Raw genomic sequence first — 15,996 nt, forward strand, 5'->3', positions numbered from 1 at the left:
CAGCCTGGGTTATCCCTGCCCAGGTGCATCACGGTCACATCAGTGCGACGGCATGACCATGCGTCGGGACTCGTCCCTGTTTCCCCCATAACTCCTCGCGGCCATTGATGACGGCCACCGAATGCCCGGTCCGGTTGCACATGCCTATCTGCCCTTGGGCGAGCTCACGTACCGACACTCTTTTCATGTGGCCTTTCAACCCAAGGCGTAGAAAGCCTTCTCCCGGACCGCTCTCATCCTCTCCATCGTTCAGACTGCGGATCGCGGCCTGAAAACTGCGACCGGCCGTACGGTCGTTGTTTTCCATCTGCGCACGCTTGGCGCTGACGGCGAACAGGAACTGCGCATCCTTCAGCATGCCGGTGTCGGGCCCGCTGAACTTGGCGCCCCGGGCGCCCTCCGCCAGCTCGCCGTCGGTCAACGTGAGCCGAAAGCCATCACGCATGAACACCTGATAACCGTCGCTCGTCTTGGCCACCTCCTTGAAAATATCCGTGGGGCTTTGACCGAATCGATACATTGCAGCCTTGATCGCCGACACCGTCACGCAATTGCCATCCGGGCCCTGGCGAAAGCCACTCCAGATATTGTCCGGCTTCGCACCGCCGCGCTTGGTCGACAAACCCGGAATGTTCACTGCGGCATCAGGCCTGGGTAATACCGGTTGGGGCGTTACTTGCGGAACAATAGGCGGGGGTAAAGGATTAGTGTCAGGAACATGCTTGTCTTTTTTATCAACTACGAGAGCGAGCAGCTGAGAAAAGAGTGAAGCAAATATAGCCACGATTGCACTGATCGATGGCGAGTCGTTCCCGGCACCTGGCAAACTTTGCGATTTATCAACATAGGCCATGACAGGCATTGTCCCGACCGACTCGCGACCGACATTGGGCCTGATCGCAGTTTCATTACTTGCAGTGAGTGCATCGATTGACAGGGACGGCCTTACATCAATGACCCGCGCAATATTATTAATTGGAAAAATTGACATAGAGTTCTCCACACAGGCATCTCCTCGAAACGAACTTTCGAAAAGATGCCTGCACTTATAAAAGATTGAAACGCGACAGCTATCGTTAGAACCTGGAACTTAGCCGATGATTAAAGCGTCCATGCCTGCCAGCGTCGACAGGACCTGGACTGGTCAGATCCGGGGCGGGAGTGTCGGGCAAAGGCGTCGGTTTTGTATCCGGCAACACCTGGGGTTGAGGCCTGATATCCATCGGCACGTTCGGCCTCGGGATATTGCCCGGAAGCACCGCTGGCTGGGGCTGGGCGTCTGGCAGTATGGGTGGCTGAGGCCGCGTATCCGTGGAAACCCTCGGTGTCGGCAGTCGGTCCGGCGACACCTTTCCATCCGGGCAGTGGCAATGATTAAGGACCACATTCACCTGAACGTTTGTCTTGGGGTCATTGTTCACGCTTATCTCGGGCTTGGGCACCGTTGGCGGAAATGGCGAGGGGCGCGGCTTATTTCCGTCGGGCACGATGACCGAAACATCAGCAGGTTGCGGCAGCACTCGCACCGTGGCGGCGTCCGGTTTTACCAGCTCCTTGCGGCCATCCGGCACCACCGGCAGCGTGCCTGCGTCCGGCTTGACCAGCTCCTTGCGGGCATCCGGCAACACCGGCAACTTGCCTGCGTCCGGCTTGATCAACTCCTTGCTGGCATCCGGCAGCACCGGCAACTTGCCTGCGTCCGGCTTGATCAACTCCTTGGGGGCATCCGGCAGCACCGGCAACTTGCCTGCGTCCGGCTTGACCAACTCCTTGGAGGCATCCGGCAGCACCGGCAACTTGCCTGCGTCCGGCTTGACCAACTCCTTGGAGGCATCCGGCAGCACCGGCAACTTGCCTGCGTCTGGCTTGACGAGTTCCTTGCGGGTGTCCGGCGCAACCGGTTGTTTGTCCGGATCGGGCTTAATCGTGGTCTTGCCTGAAAATATGTCGCGCATGGTCCTGAAGATGCCTTCCAGCATATCGAACAGTTGCCGCAAAGCAGTCTCGGGGGTCAGCGCCGTATTGCGCAAACCTTGAGTATCGTCAAGACGCAATGACGTCTGAAGCACCGTTGCCCCAGGGGTCTGAGCGCTCGGCTTTACAATAAGCTTATTGTTCGAAACTGCTGGCTGATCAAGGCCAGATGTATCGCCCCTTACCAAAGGCGGAGTGTGAATCGACATAGACATTCGCGAGTTCCTTTATTCCATACAACCTGACCGGTTAATGGCCAGAGGGAGTGATAGTTTTAAGACTGAATAACCACAGCGCTGTTTCGCAGTCCCCCCATTCGTGGGGAGTTAGGCTATCGAGTTCCGAAATTCGCAGTTCATATAAGGAAACCAAAGCGCATTATCAGACTTTGCCTCATGGACAATTTCAGCCAAGCCTTGATTCATGGCTTATTTGAGGTTCAAGTGTGGTCACACGCGCTAATACTCGGTAGGCAAGTCACTCATCGATAACATTTCGCGCATCTACCCGTCGGTGGTTTGTGTTAATTCGCCGACAAAAAAAGGCGCCTGCAGTGGCGCCTTCTTTAGATGGATATAAGCAGTGGTCGTTGACTGGCGTCAGGCAGCCAGTGGATGAGGCATCCCCAACAGGCGACTGACCTGCTCCAGGTCGGTCTCGCGGCGCATCGCCGTAAACAGCTGCACCGCCTCGGGGTAATTGCGCGTCAGCATCGCCAGCCATTGCTTCAAGCGGCCGGGCGCCTGGCGCTCAGTCAATTGCGCCACCGATTGGGTCCAGAACTCCTGGAGCATGGGCTGCATTTCGGCCCAGGTCATTTCCACCACCTCCTGCCCTGTGCGCGCCGCCGCGATCTGCCGCGCCAGGTCAGGGCGCGCCACCAGGCCACGGCCCAACATGATGTCTTCGGCGCCGCTGACTTCGCGGCAACGCTGCCAATCTTCGACGCTCCAGATGTCACCATTGGCAAACACCGGCACCTTGACCACTTCCTGCACCCGCGGGATCCACTCCCAATGGGCCGGCGGCTTGTAGCCATCGGTCTTGGTACGTGCATGCACCACGATATGCGCGGCGCCGCCTTCGGCCAGCGCCGTGGCGCAGACCAGCGCGCCATCCGGGCTGTCGAAGCCCAGGCGCATTTTAGCAGTGACTGGGATATGGGCCGGCACCGCACGGCGCACATGCTCGACGATCCGGTTGAGCAGCTCCGGCTCCTTGAGCAGCACTGCACCGCCTCGGGACTTGTTGACGGTCTTGGCCGGGCAGCCGAAATTGAGGTCGATCACCTGCGACCCCAACTCGCAGGCCAGTGCGGCGTTTTCCGCCAGGCATACCGGGTCAGACCCCAGCAACTGCACGCGCAGCGGCACGCCCGCCGCAGTCTGGGCGCCGTGCAGCAGTTCCGGGGCGAGCTTGTGGAAATAGGCAGAGGTGAGCAAGCGGTCGTTGACGCGGATGAATTCGGTCACGCACCAGTCTATACCGCCCACGCGGGTCAGCACGTCCCGCAGGATGTTGTCGACCAACCCCTCCATGGGCGCCAAAGCAATTTGCATGGAAAACACTCAACAAAAATCGTGGCGCAGTTTACTGGGTTTCCCGCAACAACCGTTAACCCCCTGTCAGCGCAGACCCATAGCCCTCGATAAACTCGACGGGCATGCGCTTGGGCCTGCCGCTGGACAGCTCGATGCACACAAAGGTGGTTTGCGCGCGCAGCAAGGTGGCGCCGTCACGCGGGCGTATCAGCTGGAAACGCCGCGTCATCTTCAGACGCTGGTCCCAATCGACGATCCACGTGGCCAGTTGCAGTTCATCGCCTTCGTAGCCGGCCGCCAGGTAGTCGATCTCATGACGCACCACGGCCATGGCACGGTCAAGGCGCCGATACTCGGTAAGGTCCAGCCCCAGGCGCTGGGAATGGCGCCAGGCGCAACGCTCCAGCCAGGACACGTACACCGCGTTATTGGCGTGCCCCAGGCCGTCGATGTCCTCAGGGGCGACCTGCAGATCGATGATAAACGGCGTTGCCAAATCCCAGCCCATGCCTTGCTCCAGTCGATTGATGTCGGCGGGCGCAGTGTATCAGGCGGTTTGGCGCGCCTGTAAATGGCAGCTTGCCAATAGGGCAAGTACGCCTTCGATCACGCGCGGGTCGGCCAGGACCTTCTGATGCCCGCCCTGCTCCAGGCGCAGCAGGCGGCTGTCGAACCAGGCCTCGTGAATGGCTTGAGAGGCTTTGACCGGGACGAACGTATCGTCTTCGGCATGCACGATCAGGCCAGGAAGGTTCATGTGGTAATGGGCGACATCCAGGTGCTTGAGCGGCATACCGAAAGACAGCTCCACCGCGTGGATAAACGCCGAACGCGCGCGCGGCGGCAAACCCACCATTCGCGTGAAACCGCGCAGCGCATCGAGGAACCGCGATGGTGCAGCGATACTCACCAACGCCTGCGTGCGCAGCCCCAGTTGCACCGCCAGCATCGCGCTGGCGCCGCCCATCGAGTGGCCGACCACCGCATGCAGCGCAGGCAGCTCAGCCGCCGCCTCGAGCATGGCCCGGGCGAACAACAGCACGTTTGCTTCGCGCCCCGGCGAATGTCCATGGGCCGGGCCGTCCAGCGCAATCACCGAATAGCCGTTCTCTACCAATGCCGTAATCAGGCTGGCGAACTGGGTAGGCCGCCCTTCCCAACCGTGCATCAGCAACACCGCCGGCCCCTGCCCCCAACGTAGCGCCGACAGGCCGAAACGCAAGGTGATGCGCTCAGATTGCGCCAGCAGCGGCAGCTCCCACGCGCGCGGCGGCAGCTCACGGGGCGTCATGAAGGTGCGACGCATCCTGTTGGCCGCCATTTGCGGAGCAAGTCGGCCGACAGTGCCGTTGAAGCCACGAACCCAGGTCAAGTCGCCCATGCGGTGAACCCTCTTCAGCGTACCGCCGACTTGGCGGCGCGCAACACACGATCGGACAGCTCGCCGGGGCCGAGGGCCCGCGCCAGTGTCAGGCCGCCGATCATCAACGCCATGTCGGCCAGCGCCTTGTCGGTGTCTTCCGGGCTGGCCGCCAGTTGAGCTGCCATCAGCTCGCAGTGTTCGCTCAAGGCCTGGCGGAATTCGTCCGGCAAACGGCCCATCTCGCCGACTGTCGCCGGCAGCGGGCACGCCTGGGCGGTGGAGTCGCGGTGTTTGCGCGACAAGTAAAACGCCGCCACCAGGCTTCGGCGCTCTTCGCCGGTGAGTGTTGAGTCGATGTCTTCGATCGCCGCGCGACGCTTGGCCAATAGCTGAGTGAACGCCTCCAGCATCAGCGCGTCCTTGCTTTCAAAGTGCGCATAAAAACCACCGACCGTCAGCCCCGCCGCCCCCATGACTTCGCCGACGCTCGGCTCAGCCGGGCCACGCTGGACCAATGCCGCGCTGGCAGCCTGCAATATGCGTTCGCGAGTTTGCGCTTTCTTGTCGCTCATCAAAGCCTCCGTCTGTCATGGGTTGAATATTATTACCATAATAATATTGCGCAAGCGAGAAGCGTGACCACTGGTCAGAACGCAAAAAGGAAGTAAGGAGAGAGTTGGCCAAACGCCAGACAAACAAAAGGGCCATTCAATAATTGAATGACCCTTAAAAATCCCGCAAAGCGGGTAATCGTGGCGTCCCCTAGGGGACTCGAACCCCTGTTACCGCCGTGAAAGGGCGGTGTCCTAGGCCACTAGACGAAGGGGACACAAACCTTCTGTACAGTGATCGGTGCTTGGACCGATCGATTCAAGGACGGTGTGGCCGCAACCTTGAACCTGTAAATTGGTGGAGCTAAACGGGATCGAACCGTTGACCTCTTGCATGCCATGCAAGCGCTCTCCCAGCTGAGCTATAGCCCCGATTTTTCGCCTGGCGGCGCAGCAGACCTTTCGAACTGCTTGTTGAAACTGGCGTCCCCTAGGGGACTCGAACCCCTGTTACCGCCGTGAAAGGGCGGTGTCCTAGGCCACTAGACGAAGGGGACAAAACCTTCTGTACAACTGATCGGCGCTGAGTGCCGATCGATTCAAGGACGGTGTGGCCAGACCTTGAACCTGTAAATTGGTGGAGCTAAACGGGATCGAACCGTTGACCTCTTGCATGCCATGCAAGCGCTCTCCCAGCTGAGCTATAGCCCCTCATCGGTGAGGACGGGGCGAATCTTAATGGCGGTTTCGAAACGTGTCAAATTTATTTTCAACAATTTTCAAAATTTTTTGCCGGGATAACAATCACTTACCGACGAAACCCCGGAAAACCGGGGTTTCGTGCTTACAGCCACCTGCTTAAGCGATAGCGCCCAGCAGTTTTTCCCACTCTTTGTTTTCTTTCTTTGAAACACCACCAAGCAAATCAAGGGCTTGGCGCAGACGGAAACGCGTGAGGTCCGGACCGAGGATTTCCATCGCGTCGAGCACCGACACCGAACTGGCCTGCCCGGTAATCGCGGCAAACATCAGCGGCATGGCATCGCGCAATTTCAGTTCCAGGGACTCGACCACCGCCTGGATCGTCGCCGTGATCGCATCCTTCTCCCATTGGCGCAGGCTTTCGAGCTTCCACAGGATCAACTGCATCAGCTGGCGTACCTGGTCACCCGAAAGCTTTTTCGATTCGAACAGCTTGACGTCCGGGTTCACGCCACCGGCGAAGAAGAAGCTGGCCAACGGCGCAACCTGGCTGAACGTCTCCACCCTGCCCTGCACCAGCGGCGCGATCTTCATCATGTACTCGGGGTTGAGCGCCCATTGCTGCAAGCGGCTGGCAAACTCTTCCACCGGCAGGTCACGCAGCCACTGGCCGTTGAGCCACGACAGCTTCTCGATATCGAAAATCGGCCCGCCCAGGGAGACGCGGGACAGGTCGAAATTATCGACCATTTCCTGCAGCGAGAACTTCTCGCGCTCATCCGGCATGGACCAGCCCATGCGCCCCAGATAGTTGAGCATCGCCTCGGGCATGAAGCCCATGCGCTCGTAGAAGGTCACCGACGTCGGGTTCTTGCGCTTGGACAGCTTGCTCTTGTCGGGGTTACGCAGCAGCGGCATGTAGCACAACTGCGGCTGTTCCCAGCCGAAGTATTCGTAAAGCAGGATCAGCTTCGGCGCCGACGGCAGCCATTCTTCGCCGCGCAGCACATGGGTGATGCCCATCAGGTGATCGTCTACCACGTTGGCGAGGAAGTACGTCGGCAGGCCGTCGGTCTTCATCAGCACCTGCATGTCCATGCGGTCCCATGGGATTTCGACGTCACCGCGCAGCATGTCCGGCACCACGCATACGCCTTCGCTCGGCACTTTCATGCGGATCACATGGGGCTCGCCGGCGGCCAGGCGCGCGGCCACTTCTTCTTTCGATAGCAGCAATGCACGGCCGTCGTAGCGCGGCGTCTCGCCACGGGCCTGTTGCTCGGCGCGCATCTGGTCGAGTTCTTCGGCGGTGCAGAAGCAGGGGAACGCATGGCCCATGTCCACCAGCTGCTGGGTGTACTTTTTATAGATGTCGCTGCGCTCGCTCTGGCGATACGGGCCGTGAGGGCCGCCGACGTCCGGGCCTTCGGCCCAAGTGATACCCAGCCAGCGCAGCGCATCGAAAATCTGCTGCTCCGACTCGCGGGTGGAGCGCAGTTGATCGGTGTCTTCGATCCGCAGGATGAATTCACCGCCGTGCTGCTTGGCAAAGCAGTAGTTGAACAAGGCGATGTAAGCAGTGCCGACGTGGGGATCCCCAGTAGGCGATGGCGCAATGCGCGTGCGGACGGTGGTCATGGCAGGTCTCGAATGGGCGATATAACTGAAAATTGAAACAAGGGGCGAATGGTAACAGCCCAAAGCGCCTTATTGTAGGAGCGAGCTTGCTCGCGAAGAACGCAAGGACACCACGTTTAGCCAGAAGACCCCGCGTTATCGTTGACGATTTTCGCGAGCAAGCTCGCTCCTACAGTGGGTGGTTTTATACGGTGAGCAAGCGCTCGCGCAACTTGCCAATCTCATCCCGGGTCTGCGCCGCTGCCTCGAACTCAAGATCCCGCGCCAACTGGTACATCTTCTCTTCCAACTGGCGAATCCGCTTGGTGATCTCACTCGGCGAGCGCAGTTCGTTCTCGTACTTGGCGCTCTCTTCGGCGGCCTTGGCCATGCCCTTGCGCTTCTTGCTGCGCGAGCCGGGCACGGTGGCGCCTTCCATGATGTCGGCGACATCCTTGAACACGCCTTTGGGCGTGATGCCATGCTCCAGGTTGAACGCGATCTGCTTCTCGCGACGGCGATCGGTCTCGCCAATCGCCCGCTCCATCGACCCGGTGATGCGGTCCGCATACAGGATCGCCCGGCCATTGAGGTTACGCGCCGCACGGCCGATGGTCTGGATCAGCGAGCGCTCGGAGCGCAGGAAGCCTTCCTTGTCCGCGTCCAGGATCGCCACCAGCGACACCTCCGGCATGTCCAGGCCTTCGCGCAGCAGGTTGATGCCCACCAGCACATCAAAGGTACCCAGGCGCAGGTCCCGAATGATTTCCACACGCTCCACGGTGTCGATGTCCGAGTGCAGGTAGCGCACGCGCACGCCGTGGTCGGCCAGGTAATCGGTCAAGTCTTCGGACATGCGTTTGGTCAACGTGGTGACCAGCACGCGCTCTTCCAGGGCCACGCGCTTGTTGATTTCCGACAGCAGGTCGTCAACCTGGGTCAGCGCCGGGCGGATTTCGATTTGCGGGTCCACCAGGCCAGTCGGGCGCACCAACTGCTCGATCACCCGGCCGGCGTGTTCAGCCTCATAGTTGCCGGGCGTGGCGGACACAAAGATGGTCTGCGGGCTGATGGCCTCCCATTCATCAAAGCGCATCGGCCGGTTGTCCAGCGCCGACGGCAGACGGAAGCCGTATTCCACCAGGGTTTCCTTGCGCGAACGGTCGCCCTTATACATCGCGCCCACTTGCGGCACGCTGACGTGGGACTCGTCGATCACCAGCAAGGCGTCCGGCGGCAGGTAATCATAGAGGGTCGGCGGCGGCGCACCGGACTCGCGGCCCGACAGGTAGCGCGAGTAGTTTTCGATGCCGTTGCAGTAGCCCAGCTCCAGGATCATCTCCAGGTCGAAGCGGGTGCGCTGCTCCAGGCGCTGGGCCTCCACCAGCTTGTTGTTGGCGCGCAGGTATTCCAGGCGCTCGGCCAACTCGACCTTGATGCCCTCGATGGCGCCCATCAGGGTTTCGCGCGGGGTCACGTAGTGGCTTTTCGGGTAGAAGGTGAAGCGCGGCAGTTTGCGGATCACCTCGCCGGTCAACGGGTCGAAGGCCGACAGGCTTTCAACTTCATCGTCGAACAGCTCGATACGGATCGCTTCCAGGTCGGATTCTGCCGGGTAGATATCGATCACATCGCCGCGCACACGGAATGTGGCGCGGGCAAAGTCCATGTCGTTGCGGGTGTACTGCAGGCTCGTCAGGCGCCGTAGCAGTTCGCGCTGGTCGAGTTTGTCGCCGCGGTCGACGTGCAGCACCATTTTCAAATAGGTTTCCGGGCTGCCCAGGCCGTAAATGCACGACACCGTGGTGACGATGATCGCGTCCTTGCGTTCCAGCAGGGCCTTGGTCGCCGACAGCCGCATCTGCTCGATATGGTCGTTGATCGACGCATCCTTCTCGATAAACGTATCGGAGGACGGCACATATGCTTCCGGCTGATAGTAGTCGTAGTAGGAAACGAAATATTCGACCGCGTTGTTCGGGAAGAACGCCTTGAACTCACCATACAACTGTGCGGCGAGGGTCTTGTTCGGTGCCAGCACCAGGGTCGGGCGCTGCACCTGCGCGATCACATTGGCGATGCTGAAGGTCTTGCCTGAACCGGTCACCCCGAGCAACGTCTGATGCGCCAGGCCGGCCTCGATACCTTCGACCATCTGGCGAATGGCTTCCGGCTGATCGCCGGCGGGTTCAAAACGGGTGACGAGCTGGAAATCCGACATAACGTACCTCGTGTGGTCACCCCAGACTCAACACCGCCAGGGACGAAATAGCTCAGCAACCCGCGAATAGTCATCGCAGGCTGCAGGAAAAAACCATGATAGCCGTAGTAGTGGTGACGAATGTGACGGGTTTCAAGGCAATCGCCCTACCTTCGTCCGGGATCCATATTGCAATAAGACTAACGGTCGGCAAATAAACCGAAAAACTTGGCCGAAAAGCCATTTCGGCTGTCGCCCTCAGCAGTGATGGCCTCTATACTAGCTCCCCGTTTGTGCACCGCTCTAGTGCATCCGGCTGGAGCGCGACACGTCCCTCCCTTCCCCCATAGAGCTGCCGCAAAAATGAGCCTGTTCTCCGCTGTCGAAATGGCACCACGCGATCCAATCCTGGGCCTCAACGAAGCATTCAACGCTGATACACGAACCACCAAGGTCAACCTTGGCGTGGGCGTTTACTGCGACGAGGAGGGGAAGATTCCACTCTTGCGTGCCGTTGCCGAAGCGGAAGCCATTCGTGTGGCGCAACACGCTGCCCGTGGCTACTTGCCGATCGACGGGATCGCCGCCTACGACAAGGCCGTGCAAACCCTGCTGTTCGGCGCTGAGTCGCCCCTGCTCAACGCTGGCCGCGTGGTTACCGTGCAGGCCGTCGGCGGGACCGGCGCGCTGAAAATCGGCGCTGACTTCCTCAAGCAGCTGCTGCCCGACGCCGTCGTCGCCATCAGCGACCCGAGCTGGGAAAACCACCGCGCGCTGTTCGAAACCGCCGGTTTCCCGGTGCAGAACTACCGCTATTACGACGCCGCCACCCACGACGTCAACCGTGCCGGCCTGCTCGACGACCTCAACGCTCTGCCGCCGCAGTCCATCGTGGTGCTGCATGCCTGCTGCCACAACCCGACCGGCGTCGACCTGAGCCCGGCCGACTGGCAGAACGTGCTGGACGTGATCAAGGCGCGGAACCTGGTGCCGTTCCTCGACATGGCCTACCAGGGCTTTGGCGACGGCATCCACGAAGACGCCGCCGCCGTGCGCCTGTTCGCCGAATCGGGCCTGACCTTCTTTGTGTCCAGCTCGTTTTCCAAGTCGTTCTCCCTGTACGGCGAACGCGTGGGCGCCTTGTCCATCGTCAGCGAATCCAAGGAAGAAAGCGCGCGCATCCTGTCCCAGGTCAAGCGTGTGATCCGTACCAACTATTCCAACCCGCCGACCCACGGCGCGGCGATCGTTGCAGCGGTACTGAACAACCCTGAGCTGCGCGCCCAGTGGGAAGCCGAACTTGCCGAAATGCGCCTGCGCATCCGCGGCATGCGCGAGCAGATGGTGGCCGAACTGGCCAAGGCGGCTCCCGGCCACGACTTCAGCTTCGTTGGCCGCCAACGCGGGATGTTTTCCTACTCCGGCCTGAGCGTCGAGCAAGTCACCCGCTTGCGCAGCGAGTTCGGCATCTATGCCCTGGATACCGGGCGTATCTGTGTGGCGGCGTTGAACCAGTCCAACATTGGTGCTGTGACCAACGCGATCGTTCAGGTGCTGTAAACCTGCCAGCGTTATACGAAGGGGGAAGCCAATGGCTTCCCCCTTTTTGCTGGCGAACCCACTAGACTGGACACCAACTGCCCTTTTGCTGCGAGAACCCTATGAGAAACGACGACCTGGACCTGCGCGCCGACCGCGACGAACTGGACCACTTCACCCCACGCGCGCCCCAAGCCAAGCGCCAGAAAAGCCTGGTGCTGCAAGTGGCGCTGGGCGTATTCCTCGGTGGCCTGGCGTTGTGGCTGGTGCAATTGGGCGCCACTGCGATCATGGCCAAGCTGGCCATGGGCACCTTTCAGTTCGGCGGCTGATGAAGGTCAAACTGTGGGAGGGGCGGTGCGACGACTCGACTTGCTCCCGATGTTGTAGGAGCGAGCTTGCTCGCGAAAAACTCACAGCCACCGCGTTTATCCAGGAATTACACGTTATCGTTGACGTTTTTCGCGAGCAAGCTCGCTCCTACAAGATTAGGGCCTGCCCCCCTCCCACATTGGATTCAGGCTGCTACTAACCCGCGTTCCTCCAGCAGTTTTACGAAGCTGTTCAAACTCTGCGACACCGTACCCCTGCGCCAGATCAACCAGGTGTTCAGCACGCGGTAGCTGTCGGCCAGTGGCCACACGCTCACCGCCGCAAACCCCGGCATGCTTTCCAGCATGCTGCGCGGCATCAACGCCAGCCCTGCCCCGGCACTGACGCACGCCAGCATGCCGTGGTAAGACTCGATCTCGAAGATCTTGCCCGGCATCGCGCCATCCTGTGAGAACCAACGCTCGAAGTGATGCCGGTAGGAGCAGTTCGAGCGGAAGGTGTAGATATTCTCGCCATTCACCTCGCGCCCCCGGGTGATGGGTGCATGGTGCAGCGGTGCGATCACCACCATTTCTTCCTCGAATACCGCAACGCCCTCCAGGGTGGAGTGCAGCACCGGGCCATCGACAAAAGCCGCCGTCAGCCGCCCGGACAGCACGCCTTCGATCATCGTGCCCGAAGGTCCTGTGCTCAGGTCCAGCTCGACCTTGGTGTGTTTCTGGTTATACGCCGCCAGCAACGCGGGAATACGCACCGCCGCCGTACTTTCCAGCGAGCCAAGGGCAAACGCGCCCTGGGGTTCCTCCCCCGCCACCGTTGCGCGGGCTTCTTGTACCAGGTCGAGAATACGTCGCGCATAGCCGAGGAAATTCCACCCGGCCGGTGACAGGCGCAGGCGGCTTTTCTCGCGGATGAACAACTCGACGCCCAGATCCTGCTCCAGTTGCTTGATGCGGGTGGTCAGGTTTGACGGTACCCGATGGATCAACTGCGCGGCGGCGCTGATGCTGCCTTGCTCGGCAACGGCCTTGAAGATTTCCAACTGCACCAGATCCAAATCATTCTCCAATCGTGAACGTATTGCTTAATATTATTCAGTTTCCAGAAAAGATACAGCCCCGTACGCTGGGCTCCATTCCAATCATCCCAGCAGGACGGTGCCATGAACGCTATTTCTCACCAGACCCACGCCTTGTCGATCAACCCGGCCAACGGCGAAACCGTTGCCAGCTACGCGTACGAAAGCCAATTGCAGTTGGACGCCGCGCTTAACCGTTCCACCGCTGCGTTCCGCACCTGGCGCCGCCAATCCGTCGGCCAGCGCGCTGAATTGCTGCTGGCCCTGGCCAGCGCCCTGCGTGACCAGGCCGAAGCCATGGCGCAGATGATCACCCTGGAAATGGGCAAACCCATCGCCCAGGCCCGAGCCGAAATCGAGAAGTGCGCCCAGCTCAGCGAGTGGTATGCGCAGCACGGCCCCGCCATGCTCGCCCCGGAGCCAACCCTGGTCGACAACGGTACCGCCCACATCGAATACCGCCCGCTGGGCCCGATCCTTGCCGTGATGCCGTGGAACTTCCCGGTGTGGCAAGTGCTGCGCGGCGCCATCCCGACCATGCTGGCCGGAAACACCTACGTGCTCAAGCATGCGCCGAACGTGATGGGCAGCGCCTACCTGATCCAGCAGGCGTTCCAAAAGGCCGGCTTCGCTGAAGGCCTGTTCGAGGTCATCAACGTCACGACCGAGGGGGTGTCCAGCGCCATCGCCGACCCACGCATTGCCGCCGTGACCCTCACCGGCAGCGTACGCGCCGGTATCGCCATCGGCTCCCAGGCCGGTGCGGCATTGAAGAAATGCGTGCTGGAACTGGGCGGCTCCGACCCGTTCATCGTGCTCAACGACGCCGACCTCGACGCTGCCGTACAGGCCGCGCTGATCGGCCGTTTCCAGAACAGCGGCCAAGTCTGCGCCGCCGCCAAGCGCCTGATCATCGAAGACGGCGTAGTCGACGCCTTTACCGCCAAGTTCCTCGAAGCCAGCCGCAACCTGGTGATGGGCGACCCGACCTCGCCGGCCACCTACATCGGCCCCATGGCGCGCTTCGATTTGCGCGATGAACTGCACGGCCAGGTCCAGGCCACCGTGGAAGAAGGCGCGACCCTGTTGCTGGGCGGCAACAAAGTGGCCGGCGCCGGCAACTATTACGAGCCCACCGTACTGGCTGACGTCACCGACCAGATGACCTCGTTCAAACAGGAACTGTTCGGCCCCGTCGCGTCGATCATCACCGCACGCGACGCCGACCATGCAGTGGCACTGGCCAACGACAGCGAATTCGGCCTGACCGCGAGTATCTTCACCCGCGACCCGGCGAAGGCACGGGACATCGCCAACCAACTGGAAACCGGTGGGATCTTCATCAACGCGTTCAGCGTCTCCGACCCTCGGGTGGCCTTTGGTGGCGTGAAGAAAAGCGGGTTCGGGCGCGAACTGTCGCACTTTGGCGTGCGCGAATTCTGTAATGCGCAGACGGTGTGGTTCGACCGTAAATAAGCCAGACAAAGCGTACCGCTTACTGTAGGAGCGAGCTTGCTCGCGAAGAACCTCAGAACACGCGTAGCCCCAGGTTTTGCGCGTTATCGTTGACGTTTTTCGCGAGCAAGCTCGCTCCTACAGGGCGCCAGCTTCAACAGCGAATATGCCGTCGCACGCACTGCACCAACCCGTCCAGCGCCTGCGACTTCACCGGCGCCAATACGCACACCGTGTGTTCACGCTCACCTTCACTTACGGTGAGCGTGTAATGCACCTGCCCCGGGTCGTCGGAGGAGGGTTGGGTGCTTTGCGGCAACTGGAAAAACTCCGATTTCTCGATCAATTGCCGCAACTCCCGCTGGTCCTGCTCGGGTAACTTGTCCAGCTCGACACTGCGCGGCTGGGCCAGGCCCGGAAAAAACGCCGGGCCGCCGTTTTCCTTGATCGAGATGCGCATGGCTGTTCCTCTCCGCCCTGGCGGATTGTCAGACGTTAATGCCCACTGCTTTCCAACCTTCCTTGACGGCCTTCTGCTCATCCTTGTTCGCGCCATAGAGGCGCCCGGCCACATCGTAAGTGATACGTGCAAAACGCAGAAACCCCGAGTTGGGTCGCAACCGCGCGTCGCGCAACGCGTCGTACCAGATGCGCCCGGCACGCTCCCAGGCAAAGCCGCCGATGCGGGTGGCAACCTGATAAAACGCGTGGTTGGGGATGCCGGAGTTGATATGCACGCCGCCGTTGTCGTCGTAGGTGTGCACAAAATCATCCATGTGCCCCGGCTGCGGGTCCTTGCCCAGCAATTTGTCGTCAAACGCGGTGCCGGGCGCCTTCATCGAGCGCAGGGCGGTGCCTTTGATTTTTTTGGTGAACAGCCCCTTGCCGATCAGCCAATCGGCGTCTTCGGCCGTCTGTTGCAGCGCGTATTGCTTGATCAATGAACCGAACACGTCCGACAGCGACTCGTTCAACGCACCGGACTGGTTGAAGTACATCAGTTTGGCTTCATCTTCGGTGACCCCGTGGGCCAATTCATGGCCGATCACGTCGAGTGCCACGGTGAAGCGGTTGAACAGCTGCTGGTCGCCATCGCCAAAGACCATCTGGGTCGAATTCCAGAACGCATTGTTGTAGTCCTGGCCGAAGTGCACGGTGGCATCCAGCGCCATGCCGGCATCGTCGATGGAATTGCGGTCGAAGACCTGCTCGAAAAAGTCGAAGGTCGCGCCCAGGCCATCGTAGGCCTCGTCCACCGCCGCATCACCGCTGGCGGGTTGCCCTTCGCTGCGGATCAACTTGCCCGGCAGGCTGTCGGTGTTGTCGGCGCTGTAGATCGAGCGCTGTTTCTCGGCACCCGCCACCAGCGCCATGCGGGCGGGGCCTCTGGCGGGTACGGCGACCATGCGCAACGAGCGGAACGTGTTGTCCTTGGCGCGCGTGCGCAGCGCCACCTCGCGTTGGGCTTTATCGCCGTGGCGTGCAATCTGGTCGAGCATGTACGGCGGGATCAGGCAGAAAATCGGGTTACGCGATTGGCGAACACACATAAGCTGGCTCCTTTTTGGCGTGTGGTGAACGGCCGGTTAACGACTTCAGGATAGACCGGAGTCTGCCGCCTGGGCCAAATTGTCATGAAATCA

General features: G+C 60.7%; 14 protein-coding genes and 4 tRNA genes. 3 read left to right on the plus strand and 15 right to left on the minus strand.

The window, feature by feature from the left end; genetic code table 11:
• Positions 1-34: 34 nt before the first annotated feature.
• From C4J85_RS27765 to uvrB, 12 genes are all read right to left on the minus strand, one after another.
• A complete protein-coding gene (locus C4J85_RS27765; RefSeq protein WP_256657789.1) occupies positions 35-991 on the minus strand; it encodes a hypothetical protein in 957 nt (318 codons plus the stop codon).
• An 85-nt stretch (positions 992-1,076) separates the two neighbouring features.
• On the minus strand, positions 1,077-2,189 hold the full coding sequence (locus tag C4J85_RS17910) for a hypothetical protein (RefSeq protein WP_124410375.1): 1,113 nt from the start codon (positions 2,187-2,189) through the stop codon (positions 1,077-1,079).
• 384 nt (positions 2,190-2,573) lie between these two features.
• Complete coding sequence (locus C4J85_RS17915) at positions 2,574-3,533, minus strand: tRNA-dihydrouridine synthase (protein ID WP_124410376.1); 960 nt, start codon at positions 3,531-3,533, stop codon at positions 2,574-2,576.
• A 55-nt stretch (positions 3,534-3,588) separates the two neighbouring features.
• A complete protein-coding gene (locus tag C4J85_RS17920) occupies positions 3,589-4,023 on the minus strand; it encodes a thioesterase family protein (protein ID WP_124410377.1) in 435 nt (144 codons plus the stop codon).
• Positions 4,024-4,062: 39 nt separating this feature from the next.
• Positions 4,063-4,896: an alpha/beta hydrolase gene (locus tag C4J85_RS17925; protein WP_124367684.1), complete on the minus strand. Its 834-nt coding sequence runs from the start codon at positions 4,894-4,896 to the stop codon at positions 4,063-4,065.
• A gap of 14 nt (positions 4,897-4,910) precedes the next feature.
• Positions 4,911-5,450 carry a TetR/AcrR family transcriptional regulator gene (locus C4J85_RS17930; RefSeq protein WP_124367685.1) on the minus strand — a complete coding sequence of 180 codons (540 nt, stop codon included), beginning with the start codon at positions 5,448-5,450 and terminating at the stop codon, positions 4,911-4,913.
• Positions 5,451-5,631: 181 nt separating this feature from the next.
• Positions 5,632-5,707, minus strand: a tRNA-Glu gene (locus tag C4J85_RS17935).
• Positions 5,708-5,785: 78 nt separating this feature from the next.
• Positions 5,786-5,861 (minus strand) — tRNA-Ala (locus C4J85_RS17940).
• A gap of 49 nt (positions 5,862-5,910) precedes the next feature.
• Positions 5,911-5,986, minus strand: a tRNA-Glu gene (locus C4J85_RS17945).
• Positions 5,987-6,064: 78 nt separating this feature from the next.
• Positions 6,065-6,140: transfer RNA gene (locus C4J85_RS17950), tRNA-Ala, on the minus strand.
• 147 nt (positions 6,141-6,287) lie between these two features.
• Positions 6,288-7,769 carry a glutamate--tRNA ligase gene (gltX, locus tag C4J85_RS17955; RefSeq protein ID WP_124410378.1) on the minus strand — a complete coding sequence of 494 codons (1,482 nt, stop codon included), beginning with the start codon at positions 7,767-7,769 and terminating at the stop codon, positions 6,288-6,290.
• Positions 7,770-7,953: 184 nt separating this feature from the next.
• On the minus strand, positions 7,954-9,969 hold the full coding sequence (gene uvrB / locus C4J85_RS17960; protein WP_124363613.1) for an excinuclease ABC subunit UvrB: 2,016 nt from the start codon (positions 9,967-9,969) through the stop codon (positions 7,954-7,956).
• A gap of 342 nt (positions 9,970-10,311) precedes the next feature.
• Here uvrB and C4J85_RS17965 point away from each other — a divergent pair, with 342 nt between their 5' ends.
• Positions 10,312-11,508: an amino acid aminotransferase gene (locus C4J85_RS17965; RefSeq protein WP_124367687.1), complete on the plus strand. Its 1,197-nt coding sequence runs from the start codon at positions 10,312-10,314 to the stop codon at positions 11,506-11,508.
• A gap of 101 nt (positions 11,509-11,609) precedes the next feature.
• The gene (locus C4J85_RS17970; RefSeq protein WP_124363615.1) at positions 11,610-11,819 is read left to right on the plus strand and encodes a hypothetical protein; all 210 of its coding nucleotides are present in this window, start codon (positions 11,610-11,612) and stop codon (positions 11,817-11,819) included.
• A gap of 185 nt (positions 11,820-12,004) precedes the next feature.
• Here C4J85_RS17970 and C4J85_RS17975 read toward each other — a convergent pair whose 3' ends face one another.
• Positions 12,005-12,877, minus strand: coding sequence for a LysR family transcriptional regulator (locus C4J85_RS17975; RefSeq protein ID WP_124369000.1), 873 nt, complete (start codon positions 12,875-12,877; stop codon positions 12,005-12,007).
• A 105-nt stretch (positions 12,878-12,982) separates the two neighbouring features.
• Here C4J85_RS17975 and C4J85_RS17980 point away from each other — a divergent pair, with 105 nt between their 5' ends.
• Positions 12,983-14,374: an aldehyde dehydrogenase family protein gene (locus C4J85_RS17980; RefSeq protein ID WP_124410379.1), complete on the plus strand. Its 1,392-nt coding sequence runs from the start codon at positions 12,983-12,985 to the stop codon at positions 14,372-14,374.
• 133 nt (positions 14,375-14,507) lie between these two features.
• Here C4J85_RS17980 and C4J85_RS17985 read toward each other — a convergent pair whose 3' ends face one another.
• Both C4J85_RS17985 and C4J85_RS17990 read right to left on the minus strand, forming a co-directional pair.
• On the minus strand, positions 14,508-14,813 hold the full coding sequence (locus C4J85_RS17985) for a protealysin inhibitor emfourin (RefSeq protein ID WP_124367689.1): 306 nt from the start codon (positions 14,811-14,813) through the stop codon (positions 14,508-14,510).
• 28 nt (positions 14,814-14,841) lie between these two features.
• On the minus strand, positions 14,842-15,903 hold the full coding sequence (locus tag C4J85_RS17990) for a M4 family metallopeptidase (RefSeq protein ID WP_124410380.1): 1,062 nt from the start codon (positions 15,901-15,903) through the stop codon (positions 14,842-14,844).
• Positions 15,904-15,996 lie beyond the last annotated feature (93 nt).

The organism is Pseudomonas sp. R4-34-07 (genome assembly GCF_003852375.1).
In the GTDB taxonomy this organism is placed as follows: Bacteria; Pseudomonadota; Gammaproteobacteria; order Pseudomonadales; family Pseudomonadaceae; genus Aquipseudomonas.